At 59.4% G+C, this 19,688-nt stretch carries 16 protein-coding genes; 5 read left to right on the plus strand and 11 right to left on the minus strand.

What is annotated here, in order from left to right:
• From AC1DWM_RS26725 to AC1DWM_RS26740, 4 genes are all read right to left on the minus strand, one after another.
• Positions 1-181: transposase (locus AC1DWM_RS26725; RefSeq protein WP_477795727.1), on the minus strand; the 181-nt coding region annotated here is incomplete at its 3' end.
• Between the two features lie 166 nt (positions 182-347).
• The gene (ycaC, locus tag AC1DWM_RS26730; RefSeq protein WP_223514373.1) at positions 348-974 is read right to left on the minus strand and encodes an isochorismate family cysteine hydrolase YcaC; all 627 of its coding nucleotides are present in this window, start codon (positions 972-974) and stop codon (positions 348-350) included.
• A gap of 57 nt (positions 975-1,031) precedes the next feature.
• Positions 1,032-1,715 carry an isochorismatase family protein gene (locus tag AC1DWM_RS26735; RefSeq protein WP_223514370.1) on the minus strand — a complete coding sequence of 228 codons (684 nt, stop codon included), beginning with the start codon at positions 1,713-1,715 and terminating at the stop codon, positions 1,032-1,034.
• 93 nt (positions 1,716-1,808) lie between these two features.
• Positions 1,809-2,675, minus strand: coding sequence for a pirin family protein (locus tag AC1DWM_RS26740; protein WP_477796577.1), 867 nt, complete (start codon positions 2,673-2,675; stop codon positions 1,809-1,811).
• Between the two features lie 107 nt (positions 2,676-2,782).
• Between AC1DWM_RS26740 and AC1DWM_RS26745 the strand changes: the two genes are divergently transcribed.
• Positions 2,783-3,688, plus strand: coding sequence for a LysR substrate-binding domain-containing protein (locus AC1DWM_RS26745; protein WP_223514364.1), 906 nt, complete (start codon positions 2,783-2,785; stop codon positions 3,686-3,688).
• A gap of 96 nt (positions 3,689-3,784) precedes the next feature.
• Entirely contained in the window at positions 3,785-4,324 is a 540-nt protein-coding gene (locus tag AC1DWM_RS26750) for a PaaI family thioesterase (RefSeq protein ID WP_223514361.1), read from the plus strand.
• A gap of 56 nt (positions 4,325-4,380) precedes the next feature.
• Here AC1DWM_RS26750 and AC1DWM_RS26755 read toward each other — a convergent pair whose 3' ends face one another.
• The 7 genes from AC1DWM_RS26755 to AC1DWM_RS26785 all read right to left on the minus strand — a co-directional run bounded on the left by AC1DWM_RS26755 (position 4,381) and on the right by AC1DWM_RS26785 (position 14,772).
• Complete coding sequence (locus AC1DWM_RS26755) at positions 4,381-7,599, minus strand: transporter substrate-binding domain-containing protein (protein ID WP_477796578.1); 3,219 nt, start codon at positions 7,597-7,599, stop codon at positions 4,381-4,383.
• 12 nt (positions 7,600-7,611) lie between these two features.
• Positions 7,612-8,232, minus strand: coding sequence for a response regulator (locus AC1DWM_RS26760; protein ID WP_477796579.1), 621 nt, complete (start codon positions 8,230-8,232; stop codon positions 7,612-7,614).
• Positions 8,233-8,320: 88 nt separating this feature from the next.
• A complete protein-coding gene (locus tag AC1DWM_RS26765; protein WP_223514353.1) occupies positions 8,321-8,806 on the minus strand; it encodes an ANTAR domain-containing protein in 486 nt (161 codons plus the stop codon).
• 183 nt (positions 8,807-8,989) lie between these two features.
• On the minus strand, positions 8,990-9,412 hold the full coding sequence (locus AC1DWM_RS26770) for an ANTAR domain-containing protein (RefSeq protein WP_223514351.1): 423 nt from the start codon (positions 9,410-9,412) through the stop codon (positions 8,990-8,992).
• Between the two features lie 206 nt (positions 9,413-9,618).
• Positions 9,619-12,321, minus strand: coding sequence for a magnesium-translocating P-type ATPase (gene mgtA, locus AC1DWM_RS26775; protein ID WP_477796580.1), 2,703 nt, complete (start codon positions 12,319-12,321; stop codon positions 9,619-9,621).
• A gap of 498 nt (positions 12,322-12,819) precedes the next feature.
• A complete protein-coding gene (locus AC1DWM_RS26780; protein ID WP_477796581.1) occupies positions 12,820-14,157 on the minus strand; it encodes a lysine N(6)-hydroxylase/L-ornithine N(5)-oxygenase family protein in 1,338 nt (445 codons plus the stop codon).
• A gap of 132 nt (positions 14,158-14,289) precedes the next feature.
• The gene (locus tag AC1DWM_RS26785; RefSeq protein WP_477796582.1) at positions 14,290-14,772 is read right to left on the minus strand and encodes a sigma-70 family RNA polymerase sigma factor; all 483 of its coding nucleotides are present in this window, start codon (positions 14,770-14,772) and stop codon (positions 14,290-14,292) included.
• Between the two features lie 320 nt (positions 14,773-15,092).
• Between AC1DWM_RS26785 and AC1DWM_RS26790 the strand changes: the two genes are divergently transcribed.
• From AC1DWM_RS26790 to AC1DWM_RS26800, 3 genes are read left to right on the plus strand one after another with little or no spacing between them, the layout of a single operon-like run.
• Complete coding sequence (locus tag AC1DWM_RS26790) at positions 15,093-16,265, plus strand: efflux RND transporter periplasmic adaptor subunit (protein ID WP_477796583.1); 1,173 nt, start codon at positions 15,093-15,095, stop codon at positions 16,263-16,265.
• Positions 16,266-18,239, plus strand: a complete 1,974-nt coding sequence (locus AC1DWM_RS26795) for a MacB family efflux pump subunit (protein WP_477796584.1) — start codon at positions 16,266-16,268, stop codon at positions 18,237-18,239. It abuts the gene before it with no gap.
• Between the two features lie 7 nt (positions 18,240-18,246).
• A complete protein-coding gene (locus AC1DWM_RS26800; protein ID WP_477796585.1) occupies positions 18,247-19,641 on the plus strand; it encodes an efflux transporter outer membrane subunit in 1,395 nt (464 codons plus the stop codon).
• Positions 19,642-19,688: the final 47 nt, after the last annotated feature.

The raw sequence follows: 19,688 nt of genomic DNA on the forward strand, positions 1-19,688 counted from the left end.
CTTTTGTTCCCGCTAGCGTCGAGCCTGCACGTTCTTTCCTGACCTGCTCGACCCAGCGGCGCAACGCAGTAGGGCCGATATCGAAGTTGGCGCAGACCTCAAGAATGGGCTGGTCTTCATCAAGCACCATGCTTGCAGCATTGAGCTTGAACTCGCTGGAATAGGACTTTCGCATCATCATGCACACCTTAGATTTGGGCGCCATCATAGCGCCCTATTGATGTGTCCAATTTCATTAGGCCAGATCAGCCTGCTCGCGATAGCGGTGTGACAGTCACTGAATAGGTGTCTGTTATACCGCTATCGCGAGCAAGCTCGCTCCCACAGGGGATCTAAGTTGTCAGCAGTTATTTGCTGTTGGTCAGGGTGTTGTAGCTGGTCATCAGGTTGCGATAGTCCGGGATGTGGTTGGAGAACAAGGTGGCCAGCCCTTCCACGTCGTTACGCCAGTCGCGATGCAGTTCACAGGCCAGGCCGAACCATGTCATCAACTGCGCGCCGGAGGCCGACATGCGGTCCCAGGCCGATTGTCGGGTCAGTTCGTTGAAGGTGCCGGAAGCGTCAGTCACCACGAACACCTCAAAGCCTTCGGCCAGCGCCGAGAGTGCCGGAAAAGCCACGCAGACTTCGGTTACCACGCCGGCGATGATCAGTTGTTTCTTGCCGGTGGCCTTGATCGCCTTGACGAAGTCTTCGTTGTCCCAGGCGTTGATCTGGCCAGGACGGGCGATGTAAGGCGCATCCGGAAACAGCGCCTTGAGCTCAGGCACCAGTGGGCCGTTGGGACCGGTTTCGAAACTGGTGGTGAGGATGGTTGGCAGTTTGAAGTACTTGGCCAGGTCAGCCAGGGCCAGCACATTGTTTTTGAAACGGTCCGGTTCGATGTCGCGCACCAGAGACAGCAGACCCGCCTGGTGATCAACCAACAAAACGGCGGCGTTGTTCTTGTCGAGACGTTTGTAAGAAGTGGTCATTGCAGTAGTCCTCGCGTGTTATCGATGCCGAGTGGGAACTCGGCGTGGGGTATCCGCTTAACGCTGGGAGTCCAGCACTTCGTGTTCATTCGCCACTTGCTGAGCCTTGAGGTAGCTTTCGATCAGCAATTGATAATGCGGCATGGCCTGGGCGTAGACCGCGGCCCACTGCTCGGCATCCGGACGATTCCATGAGCCTTGCAGCTCAGAGAGCGTAGCCATAATGTCGATCGGCACCACCCCGGCTTGTGCCAATCGGGCAATTGTCAGATCGGTGGCCAGTTTCGAGTGGTTGCCGGAGGCGTCGACCACGGCAAACACTTTGTAGCCTTCATGCACCGCCGCAATGGACGGAAACGCCAGGCAAACACTGGTCAGCGTACCGGCGATCACCAGGGTTTTCTTGCCGGTGGCTTTCACCGCGGCATGAAACTCAGCATTGTCCCAGGCATTGATTTCACCTTTGCGCGCCACGTATCGGGCATGCGGCGCGGCTTCATGAATCTCGGGGATCAACGGCCCGTTCGGTCCTTGTGGGACAGAGGCCGTGGTGATTACCGGCATGTTCAGCAAGGTCGCGGCCTTGGCCAGGGCAATCGCGTTGGCGCGCAGTTGCGGCACGTCCATATCCTTGACGATCTGAAACAGCCCGCTCTGGTGGTCGATCAACAGCATTGCGCTGTCGTTGGGATCGATGGTCGGTTTTTGGCCGTTGAAGTTGGCCGCATTGATGGTACTCATGTGCGTTTCCTCTTTCGTTTGGGCAACAGCCATCCCTGGCCTGAGAACCGGCCTACGCATCCTGTGTAGAGCGGGTTGTTGAAGCGCTACGGGTTAACCGTGCATCTGGCCGAAGCGGCCGGACTGGAAGTCGGCGAAAGCCTGGTGAATTTCTTGCTCGGTGTTCATCACGAACGGGCCGTGACCGACAATCGGCTCGTCGATCGGCTCGCCGCTGAGCAACAGCACCACCGCGTCCTGGCTGGCTTCAAGGGTCAACTGATCGCCATCGCGATCGAACAGGGCCAACTGACCTTCGCGCACCGACTCCTGGCCATTGACCTGAACCGTGCCGTGCAACACCACCAATGCCGTGTTGCGACCTTCGTGCAGGTCCAGGGTCAACAACTTGCCGCCCTTGAGACGCAAATCCCAGACGTCAATCGGTGTGAATGTGCGCGCCGGACCGGTGTGGCCGTCGAACTCACCGGCGATCAAGCGCAGGCTGCCGGCCAGGTTCTTGAGCGGGATGTTCGGGATGTCGCCATCGAGGATCGTCTGATAACCGGCGTCGGCCATTTTGTCCTTGGCCGGCAGGTTGACCCATAGCTGCACCATTTCCAGAGTGCCGCCGGATTTGGCGAAACCCTCGGAGTGAAACTCCTCATGCAGGATCCCCGAAGCAGCGGTCATCCACTGCACATCGCCGGGGCCGATCGTGCCGCCGCTGCCGGTGGAGTCACGGTGTTCCAGTTCGCCCTTGTAAACGATAGTCACGGTTTCGAAACCACGGTGCGGATGCTGACCAACGCCACGTCGTTCGGTGGTCGGGGTGAACTGCGCAGGACCGGCATGATCCAGCAGCAGGAACGGGCTGATGTGCTTGCCCAGGTTGTCGTAGGAAAACAGCGTACGAACTGGAAAGCCGTCGCCGACCCAATGGGAGCGTGGACTGGTGTAGATACCGATGATGTTTTTCATGGTGTCTCCTGATGAGGTGAGTGAAGCCATGGACAAAGCTTAAAACTCGAACCTTTGGTGCGCTAGACTGCAAAAATCAGCCTTTGCGTTCTATTTGGGGAACGATGATGGAAGACCTCAACACCCTTTACTACTTCACTCAAGTGGTGGAACACGGCGGTTTCGCCCCGGCTGGTCGGGCGTTGGACATGCCTAAATCGAAGCTCAGCCGACGCATCGCCGAGCTTGAAGAACGCCTCGGTGTTCGCCTGCTGCATCGCACCAGTCGCCATTGTTCGTTGACGGAAATCGGCCAGGCCTACTACCAGCGTTGCCTGGCCATGCGCGTCGAAGCAGAAAGTGCCGCCGAACTGATCGAACGCAATCGCTCCGAGCCTCAAGGCCTGGTGCGCATCAGTTGCCCGACGGCGCTGCTCAACTCCTGGGTCGGGCCCATGCTGACGCGCTACATGCTCAAATACCCGCTGGTGGAATTATTTATCGAGAGCACCAATCGCCGGGTCGACCTGATCCACGAAGGGTTCGACATCGCCCTGCGCGTGCGCTTTCCGCCATTGGAAAACACCGACATGGTGATGAAGGTTCTGGGCAACAGCACCCAGTGCGTGGTGGGTAGCCCGGCCTGGGCCGAACGCCTGTCGTCCCCCGCCTCCCCCGCCGACCTGAGCGGGTTGCCGAGCCTGCATTGGGGAGCCGCCCAGCGTGAATATCAGTGGGAATTGTTCGGTGCCGAAGGCGCCAGCGCACTGATTCGACATACGCCACGCATGGTCACCGATGATTTGCTCGCGTTGCGTCACGCGGTGGTTGCGGGTATTGGCATTGCGCACCTGCCGAGCGTAGTGGTGCGCGATGACATGGCGACCGGTCGGCTGGTCAACCTGGTGCCGGGTTGGGCACCGAAATGCGGAATCATCCATGCAATCTTTCCTTCTCGCCGTGGACTGCTGCCGTCGGTGCGTACGTTGATCGACTTTCTAGGAGAGGAGTTCAACCACGCTGACATCGCCTGATGTGACGCGACACGCGGCGCTGGCAGAGTTTTTATTTCGGACATAATATCGATCTGGATTACAACCATAATATCCGCACCGCCCGAGGACATGTCTATGCAAAGCCCCACCCGCGAAGCCACGCTCGCTCAATGGATTGCCCAGGAACACGCCATGCGCGCCCGGCTTGCCGGCCCTGGCAGCCTGTCCATGGCCGACGTCAGTGCGCTGTCGCCCGCCGAATTCTTCGAAGGCATCGGTAACGGTGAGCTGCCGTCGCCGCCGATTGGCGCGCTGATGGATTTCATCCCCATCGAATGGTCGGCCGGGATGTTTATCTTTCAGGGCACCCCGGACGCGCGCCATTACAACCCGCTGGGCAGCGTGCATGGCGGCTATGCTGCGACGTTGTTGGACTCGTGTATGGGTTGTGCGATTCATACGCAGCTGAAAAAGGGTCAGGGCTATACGACGCTGGATCTGCGCATCAGTTATGTGCGCGCACTGACGGGTGCCAGCGGGCCAGTACGCGCCGAAGGCAAGATCGTTCACTTGGGACGTTCGACCGCGCTGGCCGAGGGGCGGATTTATGATGTGGATGGGCGGTTGTATGCAACGGGGTCGACAACTTGCATGATTCTTGAGGCTCGGGGGTAAGGCGTCAGACCGCTTCGCGGCCAGCGGCTGACCAGCCTTAAAGGCATCGCACCTCGCTAGTCACGCTTGAGGTGCTGCCCGAGACTTTTCATGGCGTGCTGCAACTGATCGACGGCCTTGTCGATCAGCGCCGCGCGGCCTTCGGCGCAGGCTCGTTCCAGATCCTCGCAACACTCGATCAAACGTTCTGCGCGCACCATGCGCGCACTGCCCTTGATGCGGTGCGCCAGCTCCTGGAGGCGCGGGCGATTGTCACCGGCATGGGCTTGCAGCAGATGATTGCGGTCATCACGGTTGGTCTCGGCCAACTCGCGCAACAATTGATTGATCAGCGTGCGGTCTTCACCGACGTAAAGCTCCAGGCCGGTCAAGTCCATCTCACGGGAGGCTTGCGTGTCGACCGGGATCGGCGTCTCACTTGAAAATCGTGATGCCAGCCAGGCGCTCAAATCCACCAGCAGGATGGGTTTGAACAAGCAGTCGTCCATGCCCGCTTCCACACATCGAATCTTTTCTTCAGGCTGCGCATTGGCGGTAAACCCCAGAATGAGGATGGACGGCAATCCATAGGCGCGCTCTTCATCACGAATTGCGCTCGCTAATTCATAACCGCTGAGCCCAGGCATATTGCAGTCGCTGATGACGACATCGAACTCATGGGCGCGCCATTGTTCGAGCCCTTGTTCACCATCCTCGGCCTCTATGACACGGTGCCCCAGATAGCTCAGCTGACGGTTCAGCAACAAGCGATTGGCCGGATAGTCATCGACCACCAAAATCGTCAGCGCTCGGGTGGATAGCGCTAATCCAGTGTCCACCGCATCACAGGGTGGCAAGGCTTTCAACGCCACCAGCGACAGACTGATGTCGGCCTGAGTGCCCCGCCCAAGGACGCTGTCGAGTACCAGCCGCCCCCCCATCATTTCGCACAGGGTGCGACTGATCACCAACCCCAGACCGGAACCCTTGCGGCCCGACTGTTGGCTGTTGCCGGCCTGGACGAACGGGCTGAACAAACGCTGCTGATCAACCGCGCTGATGCCGATACCACTGTCTTCGATATGTACGTTCACCGCCAGATGACCTGAAATCCCCGGCACCACCCGCAGTGCCAGGCTCACCTCACCGGCATGGGTAAACTTGATCGCGTTACTCAACAGGTTCGACAGCACCTGCTTGAAACGCGTGGGGTCGATCAACACGTCACGATCACTGCGCTCGTCCAGGTCAACTCGCCATGCCAGGTCTTTCTCCCGAGCCAGGCCTTCGAACACCCGGCACACCGATGCCACCAGCGCATGCAAATTGACACGCTCGGGCGCCAGGGACAAATGGCCGGATTCGATGCGGGCAATGTCCAGGATATCGCCGATCAATGCCAGTAACTGCTGCGCGGCAGTGGACGCTACCTCCAGGGCGGAACGATCGGCGACGCCCTCCTTCGCCCGCATCCCGGCCATTTCGAGCATGCCGATCAGGGCATTCATCGGCGTACGGATTTCGTGGCTCATGGTCGCCAGAAACGTGGTTTTCGCGCGATTGGCGTCGTCGGCGGCGTCCTTGGCGTCCTGCAATTGTTGCAACCACCGTTGACGTTGGCGGATCTGCCGGCGCTGCCAGGTGATCCAGCCCAAAGCCAGCAAGAGCAACGCGGCGGCGGCGGCAAACGCCTGCAAAATGGCTGGGCGGTGACGAAGCCAATAGCTGTCATCCACCACCACATCATTGCCCCAGCGGGCGACCAGACCGTCCATTTCTTCGGGCGAGATGCTCAGCAACGCCTTGTTCAAGATCGATTGCAATTCCGGAGCACCGCGGTCCATTGCCATGGCGATGCGCGCCGGTTCGTCGCCCACGGTGCTGCTGATCCGTAAACGTCCCTGGTAATAGCGGGCAATCAGGTAACGTGTCATGAACAACGAACTGACTGCCGCGTCGGCCTGTCCGTTCATGACCAATTCCAGACCTTGCGCCGGGTTTTCAACATCTACCATGCGCACGCCTGGCACCCGCGACTGAATGAATGCGCGCACCGGGTGGTTGTGATAAATCGCCAGGCGTTTACCGGCCAAGCCATTCAGCGTCTTAGGACTATCGGGCGTGTTTGCACTGACTAGCGTGTACGGATTGGTCACATAGGGGCTGGTAAAGTGCAGATCCGAGACACCTTCGGTGGCCGGGATGATGGCGGGTATGACGTCGATCTCGCCAGCCTTGAGTCGCTGAATCTGTTGGTCAAGGGACCGGCCCCGTAGCACGTTGAAGTTCAAACCGCTGCGCTGGCTGATCAGCGTCAGCAATTGCGCGGTCAGCCCGCTGAATTGCCCCTCGGCATTGAAGAATGACAGCGGCGCAAAGTTCTCGACCACCCCGACATTCACCTGTGGGTGACGGTCCAGCCAATGCTGTTCACTGGCGCTCAAATTGACTCGCGACTGACTTAACCTGTTGACCCTGCCGGCGCTCCAGCGCTGATCAATAGCCGCCCGTTGATCCAAAGGGATCGCCGCCAACGTCTTGTCGATGATGTCCTTAAGAGGCAGGTTGTCCCTGGCCATGGCAAAGCCGAACGGGTTGGCGTCGAGCCCGGAAGGCCCCAACAACTGAACGTCATTGAGGTAATTATTGTTGATCAGGTAGTTGGCACTGATGAGGTCCCCCAGGTACACGTCATCTTGCCCGTACGCCACCGCGCCAAGTGCATCGAGCGCGGATGGATAACGTTGCAGACTCGCCGCGGGATAAAACGTTTCGACCGTTCGCGCAGGCAGATAGTCATCGACCATGGCGATGCGTTTACCCGCCAGATCCTCGGGCATGCGCTCGTCCAGTCGGGTAACCAGCATCGGCTGATCTTCTGCATAGGAACTGGACAAGATCAACTCGGGGTCGGCCGCTTCGAAATTGTTCGAGGTCCCGAGTAGATCAAGCGCATCGAATTTCAGAGCCTCCATGGCCGCTTCCCGCGTACCATAACGCCGAACTTCAATCGGGATGTCCAACATTTGTGCAATCAATTGGGCGTAGTCGGCGGTGATGCCTTCCAGCTCATCATGATTGCGCGTGACTTCGAAAGGTGGGTAGTCCGGCCCGCTCACCCCAAGGCGCAGGACACGCTTGTTGCGCAGCCATTGCCGGTCCTTTTCATCCAATTGGAACTCGTAACCCTCCACCGTCGAACGCCCCAGCAGCTGCAAGGACTTCGGCTCGTTATCCTGGGCGGCCAGCGTCGGCGGTACCAGGCATAGCATCAAGGCGCACAACAGAATACGCACGTTCAGGCCCCCTTAGATCAAGTGATTGCGTATGGCGAAATCGCGCAGGTGAACTGCCGCCTTCACGCCGAGCTTTTCGATCAAACGGGTCTTGTAGGTACTGACTGTCTTGTGGCTCAGGTGCATCGCCTCGGCGATGGCCTTGTTTGTGGTCCCCCGGGCCAGGTACTGGAGGATGGTCAGCTCGCGGTTGGAGAGTTTATCGATCATTTGTTTTTCGCTTTGCTGCAGCGCGTCCATTGATACGCTGGGCAGTTGCGCGAAATAGGTGTACCCGGCCATCAACGCGTGAATGGCCTTGTGCAATTGACTGAGGTCGTTGGTCTTGGCGACATACGCCAGGGCCCCGGCGCGCATGCAACGCTCCTGGAAAAACAGCGGGTCAAGAGACGTGAATATCAGAACCACACACGTCAAGTTGCTGACTTTGATGCGCTCCAGTACGTCCAGCCCGTTACCGCCGGGCATCACCAGGTCCAGAATCACCAGATTAACGTTGTGCTCACGGAGTATCACCGATGCCTCACCGACGCAGGAGGCTTCATGAATCCGTTTGAAACCTTCCCGTTCAAGTACCAGTTTGACTGCGGCGCGAACCACCGGATGATCGTCCACAATCAGCACTGACTTCATGGCAACTCCCTGTGCAAAAAATCGACGATGAGGCCACGAATGCCCGCCGGAAATGTCCGGAATGCCCGCAGCATCTGCGAGAAAACTCTTACATGGCCAGGAGATGAAAACCACCTGTCAAAAATGACAGTTCCGACGAACGGTCACCTCGGTTCAACTCACCATTTGCGGGTATCGCACCGTCAGGAGATGTCGCGTACGGATCGACGCTCGACATCAGGCGCTGGATGCACATCAGATCAGGAAGCGCCACAGGACTCACATGAATCGTCTGTTTTACGCGCAAAGGCATCGACGCCGATTGCGCAGGCTGGTCGTTGAAAATCAGGGTATGACGAACCTGGCGGTTGTCGAGGAAGAACCCGCGCAGGTCCAGTGATCCAGCGGCTAGAGAGGCATTGATGACCACCAGGTCAAACGGTTCGCAACCGTACTCGACCAGGGTCAATAGTTCTTCAAGGTTTTGAACCGGTGCCACCCGGTAGTAGCCCAAATGGTTGAACAGGCGCTCGACCTTCATCCGGTGAAAGTGTTGCTCGTCGGCAATCAGGATTCGTAATGCTTTGTTCGTCAAAGTGAGGTCCGCCGGGTACCAAGGTGGGGCGCAAGACTACGGAAGCCTGATACCGGTTTATGTAGGACTTTTCCTGAAAATTCGGTTTCCCTTTCTGATTTCAACGAAGGCTCATGGCCAGATCTGTGATTCGTCGCGCGGTTGCAGCCAGTGCAAAAACCCCCCAATCGGGCGCCCGCCTCGTTAGGAAACGTCGCAAGTTTTGGCGGAAATTTCCCAAACATCGAGCGGCTCCAGCAGCATGCCAAGGGTCTGTCGATCCAGCGTGCGGATCAGGCTCAGTTGGCGTCGGTGGTTGGCGTAAATTGTCTCTGCCTTCGGCAGACCGCGTCGCGAATCGTAAATCACCCCGTGACGAATCTGAGAGTTTCTCTGAAAAAACCTCACCGGATCGATACCCGATGTCGCCAATAGCTCACCGTTGATGATCATCAGATCAAAGTGTTCGGGGGGCTCCGAGGAGTAGTGAGTCAACGCCAACAGTTCCTGGAGCGAGGTCGTCAGCGTGAAGGCGCGATAGCCTAGTTCGTTAAGGGTTTTCTCGATGTTTCTGCAACGAATGTACTGTTCTTCGGCGATCAGGATTCGCCAGCATTTATAGGACATGGGATCCAACGGTCGCGACAAAGGTAAGAGCTGTTGGCTCAAGTAAACGTCACGCGCATGAAAACATCCTGAGCCCTTGTAGGAAACGTCTTAAAGTGAACGAATTGATTTCAAGTTCTTACAAGAACGCCATTTCGGGATGACTTGACGCGGCGTTTTTTGTTGCAAGTTCCCTCACCACAGAGAGGGAATTGTTTCCGGACGATCTACTGCCAGCCAAACCGGCGGATGTAGAACCCCTTCACCGCCTGCGTCAACGCCATGTATGCCAGTAAAATCACTGGCAGAAACACGAAGTACAACGATGGCAGCGCCTGCAGCTTGAAGTAGTGCGCCAACGGCCCCATTGGCAGAAAAATGCCCACGGCCATGATGATCCCGGTCATCACCATCAACGGCATCGCCGCGCGGCTTTGCAGGAACGGGATTTTCGGGGTGCGGATCATGTGCACGATCAGGGTCTGGGTCAGCAGCCCGACCACGAACCAGCCGGACTGGAACAAGGTCTGGTGATCCGGGGTGTTGGCGTTGAACACGTACCACATCAGCGCAAAGGTAGTGATGTCGAAGATCGAACTGATCGGCCCGAAGAACAGCGTGAAGCGCCCGACACCCGCTGGCTGCCAGCGCTGCGGTTGCTTGAGCATTTCTTCATCGACGTTATCGAACGGAATGACGATCTGCGAAATGTCATAGAGCAGGTTTTGTACCAGCAGGTGCATCGGCAGCATCGGCAGGAACGGGATGAACGCGCTGGCCACCAGCACCGAGAACACGTTGCCGAAGTTCGAACTGGCAGTCATCTTGATGTACTTGAGCATGTTGGCGAAGGTGCGGCGCCCTTCCAGCACGCCTTCCTCCAGCACCATCAGGCTTTTTTCCAGCAAAATAATGTCGGCCGCTTCCTTGGCAATGTCGACGGCGCTGTCCACCGAAATACCGATGTCGGCGGTGCGCAGGGCTGGAGCGTCGTTTATGCCGTCACCCATGAACCCGACCACGTGGCCGTTGCCCTTGAGCAAGCGCACGATGCGCTCCTTGTGCGACGGCGTGAGTTTGGCGAAGACGTTGGTGGTCTCTACCGCCACGGCCAGTTGGGCGTCGCTCATGCGTTCGATGTCGTTGCCCATCAGCAGGCCCTGCTGCTCCAGGCCGACTTCGCGGCAGATTTTCGCGGTCACCAGTTCGTTGTCGCCGGTCAGCACTTTCACCGCTACGCCATGAGCCGCCAGCGCTTTGAGGGCCGGTGCGGTACTTTCCTTGGGTGGATCGAGGAACGCCACGTAACCGATCAGTGTCAGTTCCTGTTCATCGGCCAGGCTATACGTGTCGCGGCCTTCGATCATTGGCCGCGCAGCCACCGCGACGACCCGCAGCCCTTCGGCGTTGAACGTCGCGGTCACCTGGCGAATCCGCGCCAGCAGTTCATCGCTCAGCGCCTCATCAACGACGCCGTGACGCACCCGCGTGCACACCGCCAGCACTTCCTCCACCGCACCTTTACAGATCAACAGATGAGCATGCTCGCGCTCGGCAACCACCACCGACATGCGCCGGCGGGTGAAATCGAACGGGATCTCGTCGATCTTGCGAAACGCTGTGCCAACCTTGAGTTCACGGTGGATTTCCACGTGTTCCAGCACGGCCACGTCCAGCAGGTTTTTCAGGCCAGTCTGGTAGTAGCTGTTGAGGTAGGCCATTTCCAGCACGTCGTCGGAGTCGTTACCCCAAACGTCGACATTGCGGGCGAGGAAGATTTTGTCCTGGGTCAGGGTGCCGGTCTTGTCGGTGCACAGCACGTCCATGGCACCGAAGTTCTGGATCGCATCCAGGCGTTTGACGATGACTTTTTTACGCGACAGAAACACCGCGCCTTTGGCCAGGGTCGAGGTGACGATCATGGGCAGCATTTCCGGGGTCAGGCCCACGGCAATCGACAACGCGAACAGCAGTGCCTGGGTCCAGTCGCCTTTGGTGAAACCGTTGATGAACAGCACCAGCGGCGCCATCACGAACATGAAGCGGATCAGCAGCCAGCTGACTTTGTTGACCCCGGTCTGGAACGAGGTCGGCGCACGATCAGTGCCACCGACCCGTTGCGCCAGGGCACCGAAATAGGTGTCGTTGCCCGTGGCGAGAATCACCGCCATCGCCGTGCCGGAGACCACGTTGGTGCCCATGAACAGAATGTTGTCGAGGTCCAGCGGGTTGCTCGTGTCGTTGTCTTGCTGGCGCGGAAATTTTTCCACCGGCATCGATTCGCCGGTCATCGCCGCCTGACTGACGAACAGGTCTTTGGCGCTGAGCACCCGGCAATCGGCGGGAATCATGTCACCGGCCGACAACACGACCAGGTCGCCCGGCACCAATAGTTTGATCGGCAACTCAGTGCGCAGTGCGTCGCGGCGCAGGACCGTCGCGGTGTTACTCACCATCGCCTGCAACGCGTCGGCGGCCTGGTTGGATTTGGTTTCCTGCCAGAACCGCAGCAACGTCGAGAGCACCACCATGGAGAAAATCACGATGGCGGCTTTCATGTCCTCGGTCAGCCAGGAGATGACTGCGAGCAGCGTCAGCAACAGGTTGAACGGGTTTTTGTAGCAGTGCCACAGGTGAGTCCACCAAGGCAGCGGCTGCTCATGCTCGACCTCGTTGAGGCCGAAACGCTCGCGCAGTGCGGCGGCTTCGAGGTCGCTCAGGCCAGCGGTGTGAGAGCCGAGTGTTTCCAGCAATTGGCCGGTGTCGCTGTTGGCGGCACTCACCAGCGTTTGCGCCAGCGTCGGTGGCACTTCACGGCTGACCGTGGTGTCGGTGAAGGTTTCCAGCAACGCCAGACGACGGAAGTGCCGGACGATATGGCGGGTGCGCAGGAATCCGGCGAAGAACTCTTTGAGCAGGGTCAGGTTCAAGGCGTTGCCCCCCCAGGGTCAGCCGGGAAACCTTCGAGCAGGCGTGTCGAGTCGCGACGGTGACGACAAGGCAGTCGCCATCACACGATAGTGTGTCGATGAGAGGACATCGGGAATCGCGCCACGAATGGCTCGACCGGGAGGCCGCAGCTCGCTGTACGGCGAGACAACGGCACAAAAAAGCTGCGCGTTATCTTGCCGAGACGGTGCCGGTTACTGAAACCGGCCGACTACTGTCACTCGAACAAGTACCCACTGTGGGTCTCCGCTATTGATGAAAACGCGCGAAGCTTATGCCCCGACTTTTTGAAGAGTAAACGAAGGAACGGCGTGGGGTGAGGGAATCGTGGGGTTCTTCAGGAAGGGTTCAGCTTCAACATTTGTGCTGTTCTTTAGGGCTCCATCGCGAGCAGGCTCACTCCCACATTGGCCCTGCATACACAGTTCCATTGTAGGAGTGAGCCTGCTCGCGATGGCGGCCTGACAGGCGCCAAAAATTTAACTGGCAGTCGCCAACAACAAGTCCACCACCGACCGCCCATTCCCGCGATGCTTGCCATGTTCATACAACGAACCGGCAATCTCATCCGCCCGAATCGGCAGGACCGACAACAATGTGTCGCTCAACCCATGGCTCGCCTGGCAGAAGCCCTGCATGTAGATGCCGGCCTTGCAGCGCTCATCAGTGATCAGCTTGTAGTTTCGATCCACCTCGTAATCACCCAGGTACTGCTCCATTGGTGCCAGCAACTTACGGTGCATCTGCCGCTCATAACCGGTGGCCAACACCACGGCGTCGTAATGACGAACCGTGACTTCACCGGTGGCGTTGTTGCGCACCGCCAGTTCGATACCGTGTTCAGTGGCCGTGGCTTTTTCGATGGTGGTCAAGGTGCGGAACGCATGGCGTGCGATGCCCGAGACTTTCTGGCGATAGAAGATGCCGTAGATGCGTTCGATCAGGTCGATGTCCACCACCGAATAGTTGGTGTTGTGGTACTCGTTGACCAGGCGTTCGCGCTCGCTGTGGGCCTGCTGGAACACCAGGTCGGTGAACTCCGGCGAGAATACTTCGTTGACGAACGGGCTGTCATCCGCCGGTTTCAGCGCCGAACCGCGCAGGATCATGTCGACTTGCACCGAGGGGAAGCTGTCGTTCAAGTCGATGAAGGCTTCCGCTGCGCTCTGCCCGCCGCCGATGATGGCGATGCTCATCGGCTGATTGTTCACGCACGGTTGCCTGGCCATTTGCGCCAGGTACTGGGAGTGGTGGAACACGCGGCTGTCATCCTTGAGCAACTTGAACGCCTGCGGAATGCGTGGTGTACCGCCAGCACTGACCACCACTGAACGGGTGGTCCGCACGTGTTGCTGACCGTCGGCATCGCGCGAAATCACCCGCAACGCTTCGACTTGCTGGCTGTGCAGCACCGGCTCGATGGTCAGCACTTCTTCGCCGTAACGGCTCTGCGTTTCAAATTGCGCGGCGACCCAGCGCAGGTAGTCGTTGTATTCCATGCGGCATGGATAGAAGGTGCCGAGGTTGATGAAATCCACCAGACGACCGTGATGCTTGAGGTAGTTGACGAAGGAGTACGGGCTGGTCGGATTGCGCAGCGTCACCAGGTCCTTGAGGAACGAGATCTGCAATTCGCTCTGGGTCACCAGGGTGTTGCCGTGCCAGCGGTAGTCCGCCTGCTTGTCGAGAAACAGAACATCCAGCTCGCCCTGACTCGGCCCGCGCTCTTGCAGAGCGATGGCCAGCGCCAGGTTCGAAGGGCCGAAACCGACGCCGATCAGGTCGTGAACGATGGGCGATGCAATTGCCTGTGTCATTTCCAGTGTCCTCTGGATGAACCCCCGTGCGGCGGGGAGTAAGCCTAAGTGACCCGGCCGGCCTTGGGCAGGTCAGCAAGTCGTCTGTTGAGTAGGAACGAGGACAGTGAAATAAAATTTAACGGGAAAGGATCAATGGGCGTCCCACTGGCGCATCCGTACCCGGCAATGCTTCATCGCATTGACGATATGCTTTTCCACCAGGGCTCGCGAAATGCCCAAGCGTTCGGCGATCTCCGGGTGGGACAGCCCCTCGATCTTGCGCAACAGAAAACTATCACGACACAGTGGTGGCAATTGCGCCAAGGCACGCTGGAGCATTTGCAGGTGCTGGCCGTGATCGAGGCAGTTGTGCGGGGATGGTGTGAAGTAGCGTTCTTCGGTGTCGAGCACTTCCAGCGACTCGACCTGACGCAAGGCATTGCGCCGATGATCGTCGATCACCAGATTGAGTGCGGTGCGATACAGAAACGCCCGGGGCTGTTCGATGGGCGTGTCGCTGGAACGCTCCAGGACCCGCACATACGCGTCATGCACCACATCTTCGGCCACCTGGCGGTTGCCTAGCTTGGCGTTCAGGAAACACACCAGCTCGCGATAGTAGTTTTCCAACATGACTCCCGGCCGCACGGGTGCGGTTTTTGTCCTTGAGCCCCCTCGTCGACCGCCGAAATAGGCAGTGGCACGATAGTGGCAGTTCGAGGTGCGTAATTTATAGTAATTCTCATGTAGATTTAAAGTATTGCTTTGTCTTGCCCGAGAAATAGTCTTGAGCTACAGGTGTAACCCTATGTGTCCACACCTAAATTCCCCGCCCCATTCCTCGTTTACAGGACAGCTCCCCGTCTCTGTCGACTCCCCGACAGCGTTCGGCTGTCGCCATTGTCTGCGCGCAGGTTGAACGACGGGCCGATACCCATTGGCCGGAACCCTGCATGAAACGTCCCCGACACACCCGACGCGCCCTGCTTGTAGCACTTTGTCTGATCCCCGTTATCGCCGTCGCCGCCTGGCAGGTCATCCCGCCCGGCCGCGATAAATTCGCCACCGTGGCCGTCAGCCGTGGCGATATTGAAAGCAGCGTCACCGCGTTGGGTACGCTGCAACCTCGACGTTATGTCGATGTCGGTGCTCAAGCGTCCGGGCAGATCCACCAAATTCACGTGGAGGTCGGCGACGTAGTCAAGGAAGGACAGCTGCTGGTGGAAATCGACCCGTCCACACAACAGGCCAAACTCGACGCCGGGCGTTTCTCCATCGAAAACCTCAAGGCGCAGCTTCAGGAGCAACGGGCTCTGCACGAGCTCGCCCGGCAAAAATACCAGCGCCAGCAGAACCTCAAGGCCGGCGGTGCCACCCGTGAAGAAGACGTGCAAACCGCTCAGGCCGAACTGCGTGCCACACAGGCGCGCATCGACATGTTCCAGGCACAGATCCGTCAGGCCGAAGCCAGCCTGCGCAGCGATCAGGCCGAACTGGGCTACACCCGCATCTACGCACCGATGTCTGGCACCGTGGTCGCCCTCGACGCCCGCGAAGGCCAGACCCTCAACGCACAGCAGCAGACACCATTGATTTTGCGCATCGCCAAACTGTCACCCATGACCGTTTGGGCCGAAGTTTCGGAAGCTGACATCGGCCACGTCAAACCCGGCATGAATGCCTGGTTCACCACCTTAAGCGGTGGCAGTCGTCGTTGGAGCAGCACCGTGCGGCAGATTCTGCCTGTACCGCCCAAGCCACTGGATCAGACCAGTCAGGGTGGCGGCAGCCCGGCCAGTTCGAGCAAAAGCGGCAGCGCGCGCGTAGTGCTGTACACCGTGTTGCTCGATGTCGATAACGCTGACAATGCATTGATGGCAGAAATGACGACGCAGGTGTTTTTCGTTTCCGACCAGGCAAAAAACGTCCTCACCGCGCCCATTGCGGCGTTGCAAGGTGGCGCAGAACCAGGCAACCAGACTGCGCAAGTCGTGGCCAAAAACGGCAGCGTCGAGCAGCGCGAAGTTCGCACCGGAATCAGTGATCGCCTGCGGGTGCAGATCCTCGGTGGCTTACAGGAAGGCGATCACCTGCTGATCGGCCCTGCCGACGGGAGCGGCGGTTGAATGCAGACGCCCCTGATCTACCTGCAAGACATCCGTAAAGCCTACGGTGGCGGCGATTCACCGCACGTTCATGTGCTGCGCGGCATCGACCTGTCGATCCATGCGGGAGAGTTCGTGGCGATTGTCGGCGCCTCCGGGTCCGGCAAATCGACGCTGATGAACATCCTCGGCTGCCTCGACCGCCCCACTTCGGGCGAATACCGCTTTGCCGGGGAAAACGTCGCCGGGCTCGACAGTGACGAACTGGCCTGGCTGCGCCGCGAAGCCTTTGGTTTTGTGTTTCAGGGGTATCACCTGATTCCGTCCGGCTCGGCTCAGGAAAACGTCGAGATGCCGGCCATCTATGCAGGCACCCCGGCCGCTGAACGCCATGCCCGCGCCACCGCCCTGCTCGACCGCCTCGGCCTGGCTTCGCGCACCGGCAACCGTCCGCACCAGCTCTCCGGCGGGCAACAGCAGCGGGTGTCCATTGCCCGCGCCTTGATGAACGGCGGCCACATTATCCTCGCCGACGAACCCACCGGCGCCCTCGACAGCCACAGCGGTGCCGAGGTCATGACGCTGCTCGATGAACTGGCGAGCCAGGGCCATGTGGTGATCCTGATCACCCACGACCGTGAAGTCGCGGCCCGGGCCAAACGCATCATCGAAATTCGCGACGGCCTGATCATCAGCGACAGCGCCCGCGACAACCCCGACGTGCAGGCCTCAGCCAACCCCGGCGCGTTGCAAGCCGTGGACCTGCGCAAGCGCCTGAGCGAAGGTGCCGAGGCCACTGGCGCGTGGAAAGGTGAACTGATCGACGCAGTGCAAGCCGCCTGGCGGGTAATGTGGATCAACCGCTTCCGCACGACGCTGACGCTGCTGGGGATCATCATCGGCGTGGCCTCGGTGGTGGTGATGCTGGCGGTGGGCGAAGGCAGCAAACGCCAGGTCATGGCGCAAATGGGCGCCTTTGGCTCGAACATCATTTACCTCAGCGGCACGGCCCCGAACCCGCGTACCGCACCGGGCATCGTCACCCTCGATGACGTCGCGGCAGTGGCCAGCCTGCCGCAAGTGATGCGGATCATGCCGGTCAATGGCCAGGAGGCCGGGGTGCGTTTCGGTAACCTCGACCACTTGAGTTACGTCGGTGGTAACGACACCAATTTTCCGGCGATCTTCAATTGGCCGGTGGTCGAAGGCAGCTACTTCACCGAGGCCGATGAACAAAACGCCGCGGCGGTCGCGGTGATCGGACACAAAGTGCGGACCAAATTGCTCAAGGACGTGGCCAACCCGATCGGCCAATACATCCTGATCGAAAACGTGCCGTTTCAGGTGGTCGGCGTCCTCGCGGAAAAAGGTGCGAGCTCCGGCGATTCCGACAGTGACGACCGCATTGCCATCCCCTACTCCGCCGCCAGCGTCCGGTTGTTCGGTACCCATAATCCCGAATACGTGGCCATCGCCGCCGCCGATGCGCGCAAGGTCAAAGAGACTGAGATGGCCATCGAGCAGTTGATGCTGCGGCTGCATAACGGCAAGAAGGATTTCGAGCTGACCAACAACGCCGCGATGATCCAGGCCGAAGCACGCACGCAAAACACCCTGTCGCTGATGCTCGGCTCGATTGCCGCGATTTCCTTGCTGGTGGGGGGGATCGGCGTGATGAACATCATGCTGATGACTGTGCGCGAACGCACCCGCGAGATCGGTATCCGCATGGCCACCGGCGCCCGACAGCGCGACATCCTGCGGCAGTTTCTCACCGAAGCGGTGATGCTCTCGGTGGTCGGCGGGCTGGCCGGGATTGCCTTGGCGCTGATCGTCGGCGGTGTGTTGATTCTCAGCGAAGTTGCCGTCGCGTTTTCTTTGATAGCGGTACTCGGCGCCTTCGGCTGCGCCCTGGCCACCGGTGTTGTCTTCGGCTTCATGCCGGCCCGCAAAGCTGCCCGACTCGACCCGGTCACGGCCCTTACCAGTGAATGATCTTGCCATGAAGCCGCCACTCACACTGTTGACGCTCTGCCTGTTGCTCGGTGCTTGCGCCAGCCCCGCCCAGCGCCCGGACAGCGGCCTCCAGCCGCCCGCCGACTGGCAATCACCGCACAATAAAGGCACCACCCGCAGCAACCAGCAATGGTGGACGCAGTTCGGTAGCCCGCAGCTGGACCAACTGATCGAACAGGCGCGTGTCGGCAGTTTCGATCTGGCCGCCGCCATCGCCCGTGTGCGTCAGGCACAGGCGGAAACGGTGGTGGCCGGCGGTTCGCAGCTACCGGAGGTCACCGCGGGTTTGAATGCCAACCGGCAAAAACTGCTGCGTGGCAATGGCTATAGCCAACTCGATGCCGACAACGATAACGGCGCCGAGGATTACTTCAACGCCAACCTCAGCGCCAGCTACGAAATCGATTTCTGGGGCGGCCAGCGCGCCTCCCGCGACAGCGCACAGTTTGCGTTGCAGGCCAGCCAGTTCGATCAGGCAACGGTGGAATTGACGCTGCTCAGCAGCGTTGCCAGCGGCTATGCACAAACCCTGTCGCTGCGCGAACAGAGCCGCATCGCCGAACTGAACCTGGCGAATGCGCAGAGTGTTTTGAAACTGGTGCAGACGCGGTTTGATTCAGGCTCGGCGACCGCGCTGGAACTGGCGCAGCAAAAAAGCCTGGTCGCAGCGCAACAACGGCAATTGCCGCTGGTGCAGCAACAGGCTCAGGACGCGTCGATAAGCCTGGCGGCCCTGCTCGGCCGGCCGGTGCAGCAATTGCCATTGAGCCTGGAACATTTCGATCAACTGTCATGGCCGACCATCGACGCTGGCGTGCCCAGTGAACTGATCCGGCGCCGCCCGGACATTGCCCGTGCCGAAGCACAACTGGCCGCAGCACAGGCGAATGTCACCGTGGCCCGCGCCGCGATGTTGCCGACCGTGACCTTGAGCGCTGAAATCGGCTCGGGGGCTGACCGCGCCGCCGATATGTTGCGCAACCCGTTTTACAACCTGACCGCAGGCCTGGTCGCACCGATCTTCAATAATGGTCGCCTCAGCGCTCAGCGTGACAAGGCCACAGCCCGCCAGGAAGAGCTGCTGGAAACCTATCGCGGCGCGATCATCAACGGTTTTGCCGACGTGGAAAAAGCGCTGAACAGCATTCGTGGTCTGGATGAACAGCGGCAGTGGCAAGGTGAGGAACTGAAGCAGGCGCAGACCGCATTCGATATTGCTCAGAGCCGCTACCAGGCCGGGGCCGAGGATTTGCTGACGGTGCTGGAGACGCAACGCACCTTGTATGCGGCGCAGGATCTGAATGTGCAGCTGCGGTTGTCGCGGTTGCAGGCGAGTATTGCACTGTACAAGGCGTTGGGTGGGGGGTGGCAGGTTTTGTGATTTTCAGTGTTAGAAAGTCCGCCATCGCGAGCAGGCTCGCTCCCACA

The sequence above is a fragment of the Pseudomonas sp. P4_C8 genome (assembly GCF_056401975.1).

Bases quoted from the DNA above. Each gene is read 5' to 3' on its own strand.
- ycaC (WP_223514373.1), bottom strand. From the start codon at position 974: ATGACCACTTCTTACAAACGTCTCGACAAGAACAACGCCGCCGTTTTG.
- AC1DWM_RS26735 (WP_223514370.1), bottom strand. From the start codon at position 1,715: ATGAGTACCATCAATGCGGCCAACTTCAACGGCCAAAAACCGACCATC.
- AC1DWM_RS26740 (WP_477796577.1), bottom strand. From the start codon at position 2,675: ATGAAAAACATCATCGGTATCTACACCAGTCCACGCTCCCATTGGGTC.
- AC1DWM_RS26745 (WP_223514364.1), top strand. From the start codon at position 2,783: ATGGAAGACCTCAACACCCTTTACTACTTCACTCAAGTGGTGGAACAC.
- AC1DWM_RS26750 (WP_223514361.1), top strand. From the start codon at position 3,785: ATGCAAAGCCCCACCCGCGAAGCCACGCTCGCTCAATGGATTGCCCAG.
- AC1DWM_RS26760 (WP_477796579.1), bottom strand. From the start codon at position 8,232: ATGAAGTCAGTGCTGATTGTGGACGATCATCCGGTGGTTCGCGCCGCA.
- AC1DWM_RS26770 (WP_223514351.1), bottom strand. From the start codon at position 9,412: ATGTCCTATAAATGCTGGCGAATCCTGATCGCCGAAGAACAGTACATT.
- AC1DWM_RS26780 (WP_477796581.1), bottom strand. From the start codon at position 14,157: ATGACACAGGCAATTGCATCGCCCATCGTTCACGACCTGATCGGCGTC.
- AC1DWM_RS26785 (WP_477796582.1), bottom strand. From the start codon at position 14,772: ATGTTGGAAAACTACTATCGCGAGCTGGTGTGTTTCCTGAACGCCAAG.
- AC1DWM_RS26790 (WP_477796583.1), top strand. From the start codon at position 15,093: ATGAAACGTCCCCGACACACCCGACGCGCCCTGCTTGTAGCACTTTGT.
- AC1DWM_RS26795 (WP_477796584.1), top strand. From the start codon at position 16,266: ATGCAGACGCCCCTGATCTACCTGCAAGACATCCGTAAAGCCTACGGT.
- AC1DWM_RS26800 (WP_477796585.1), top strand. From the start codon at position 18,247: ATGAAGCCGCCACTCACACTGTTGACGCTCTGCCTGTTGCTCGGTGCT.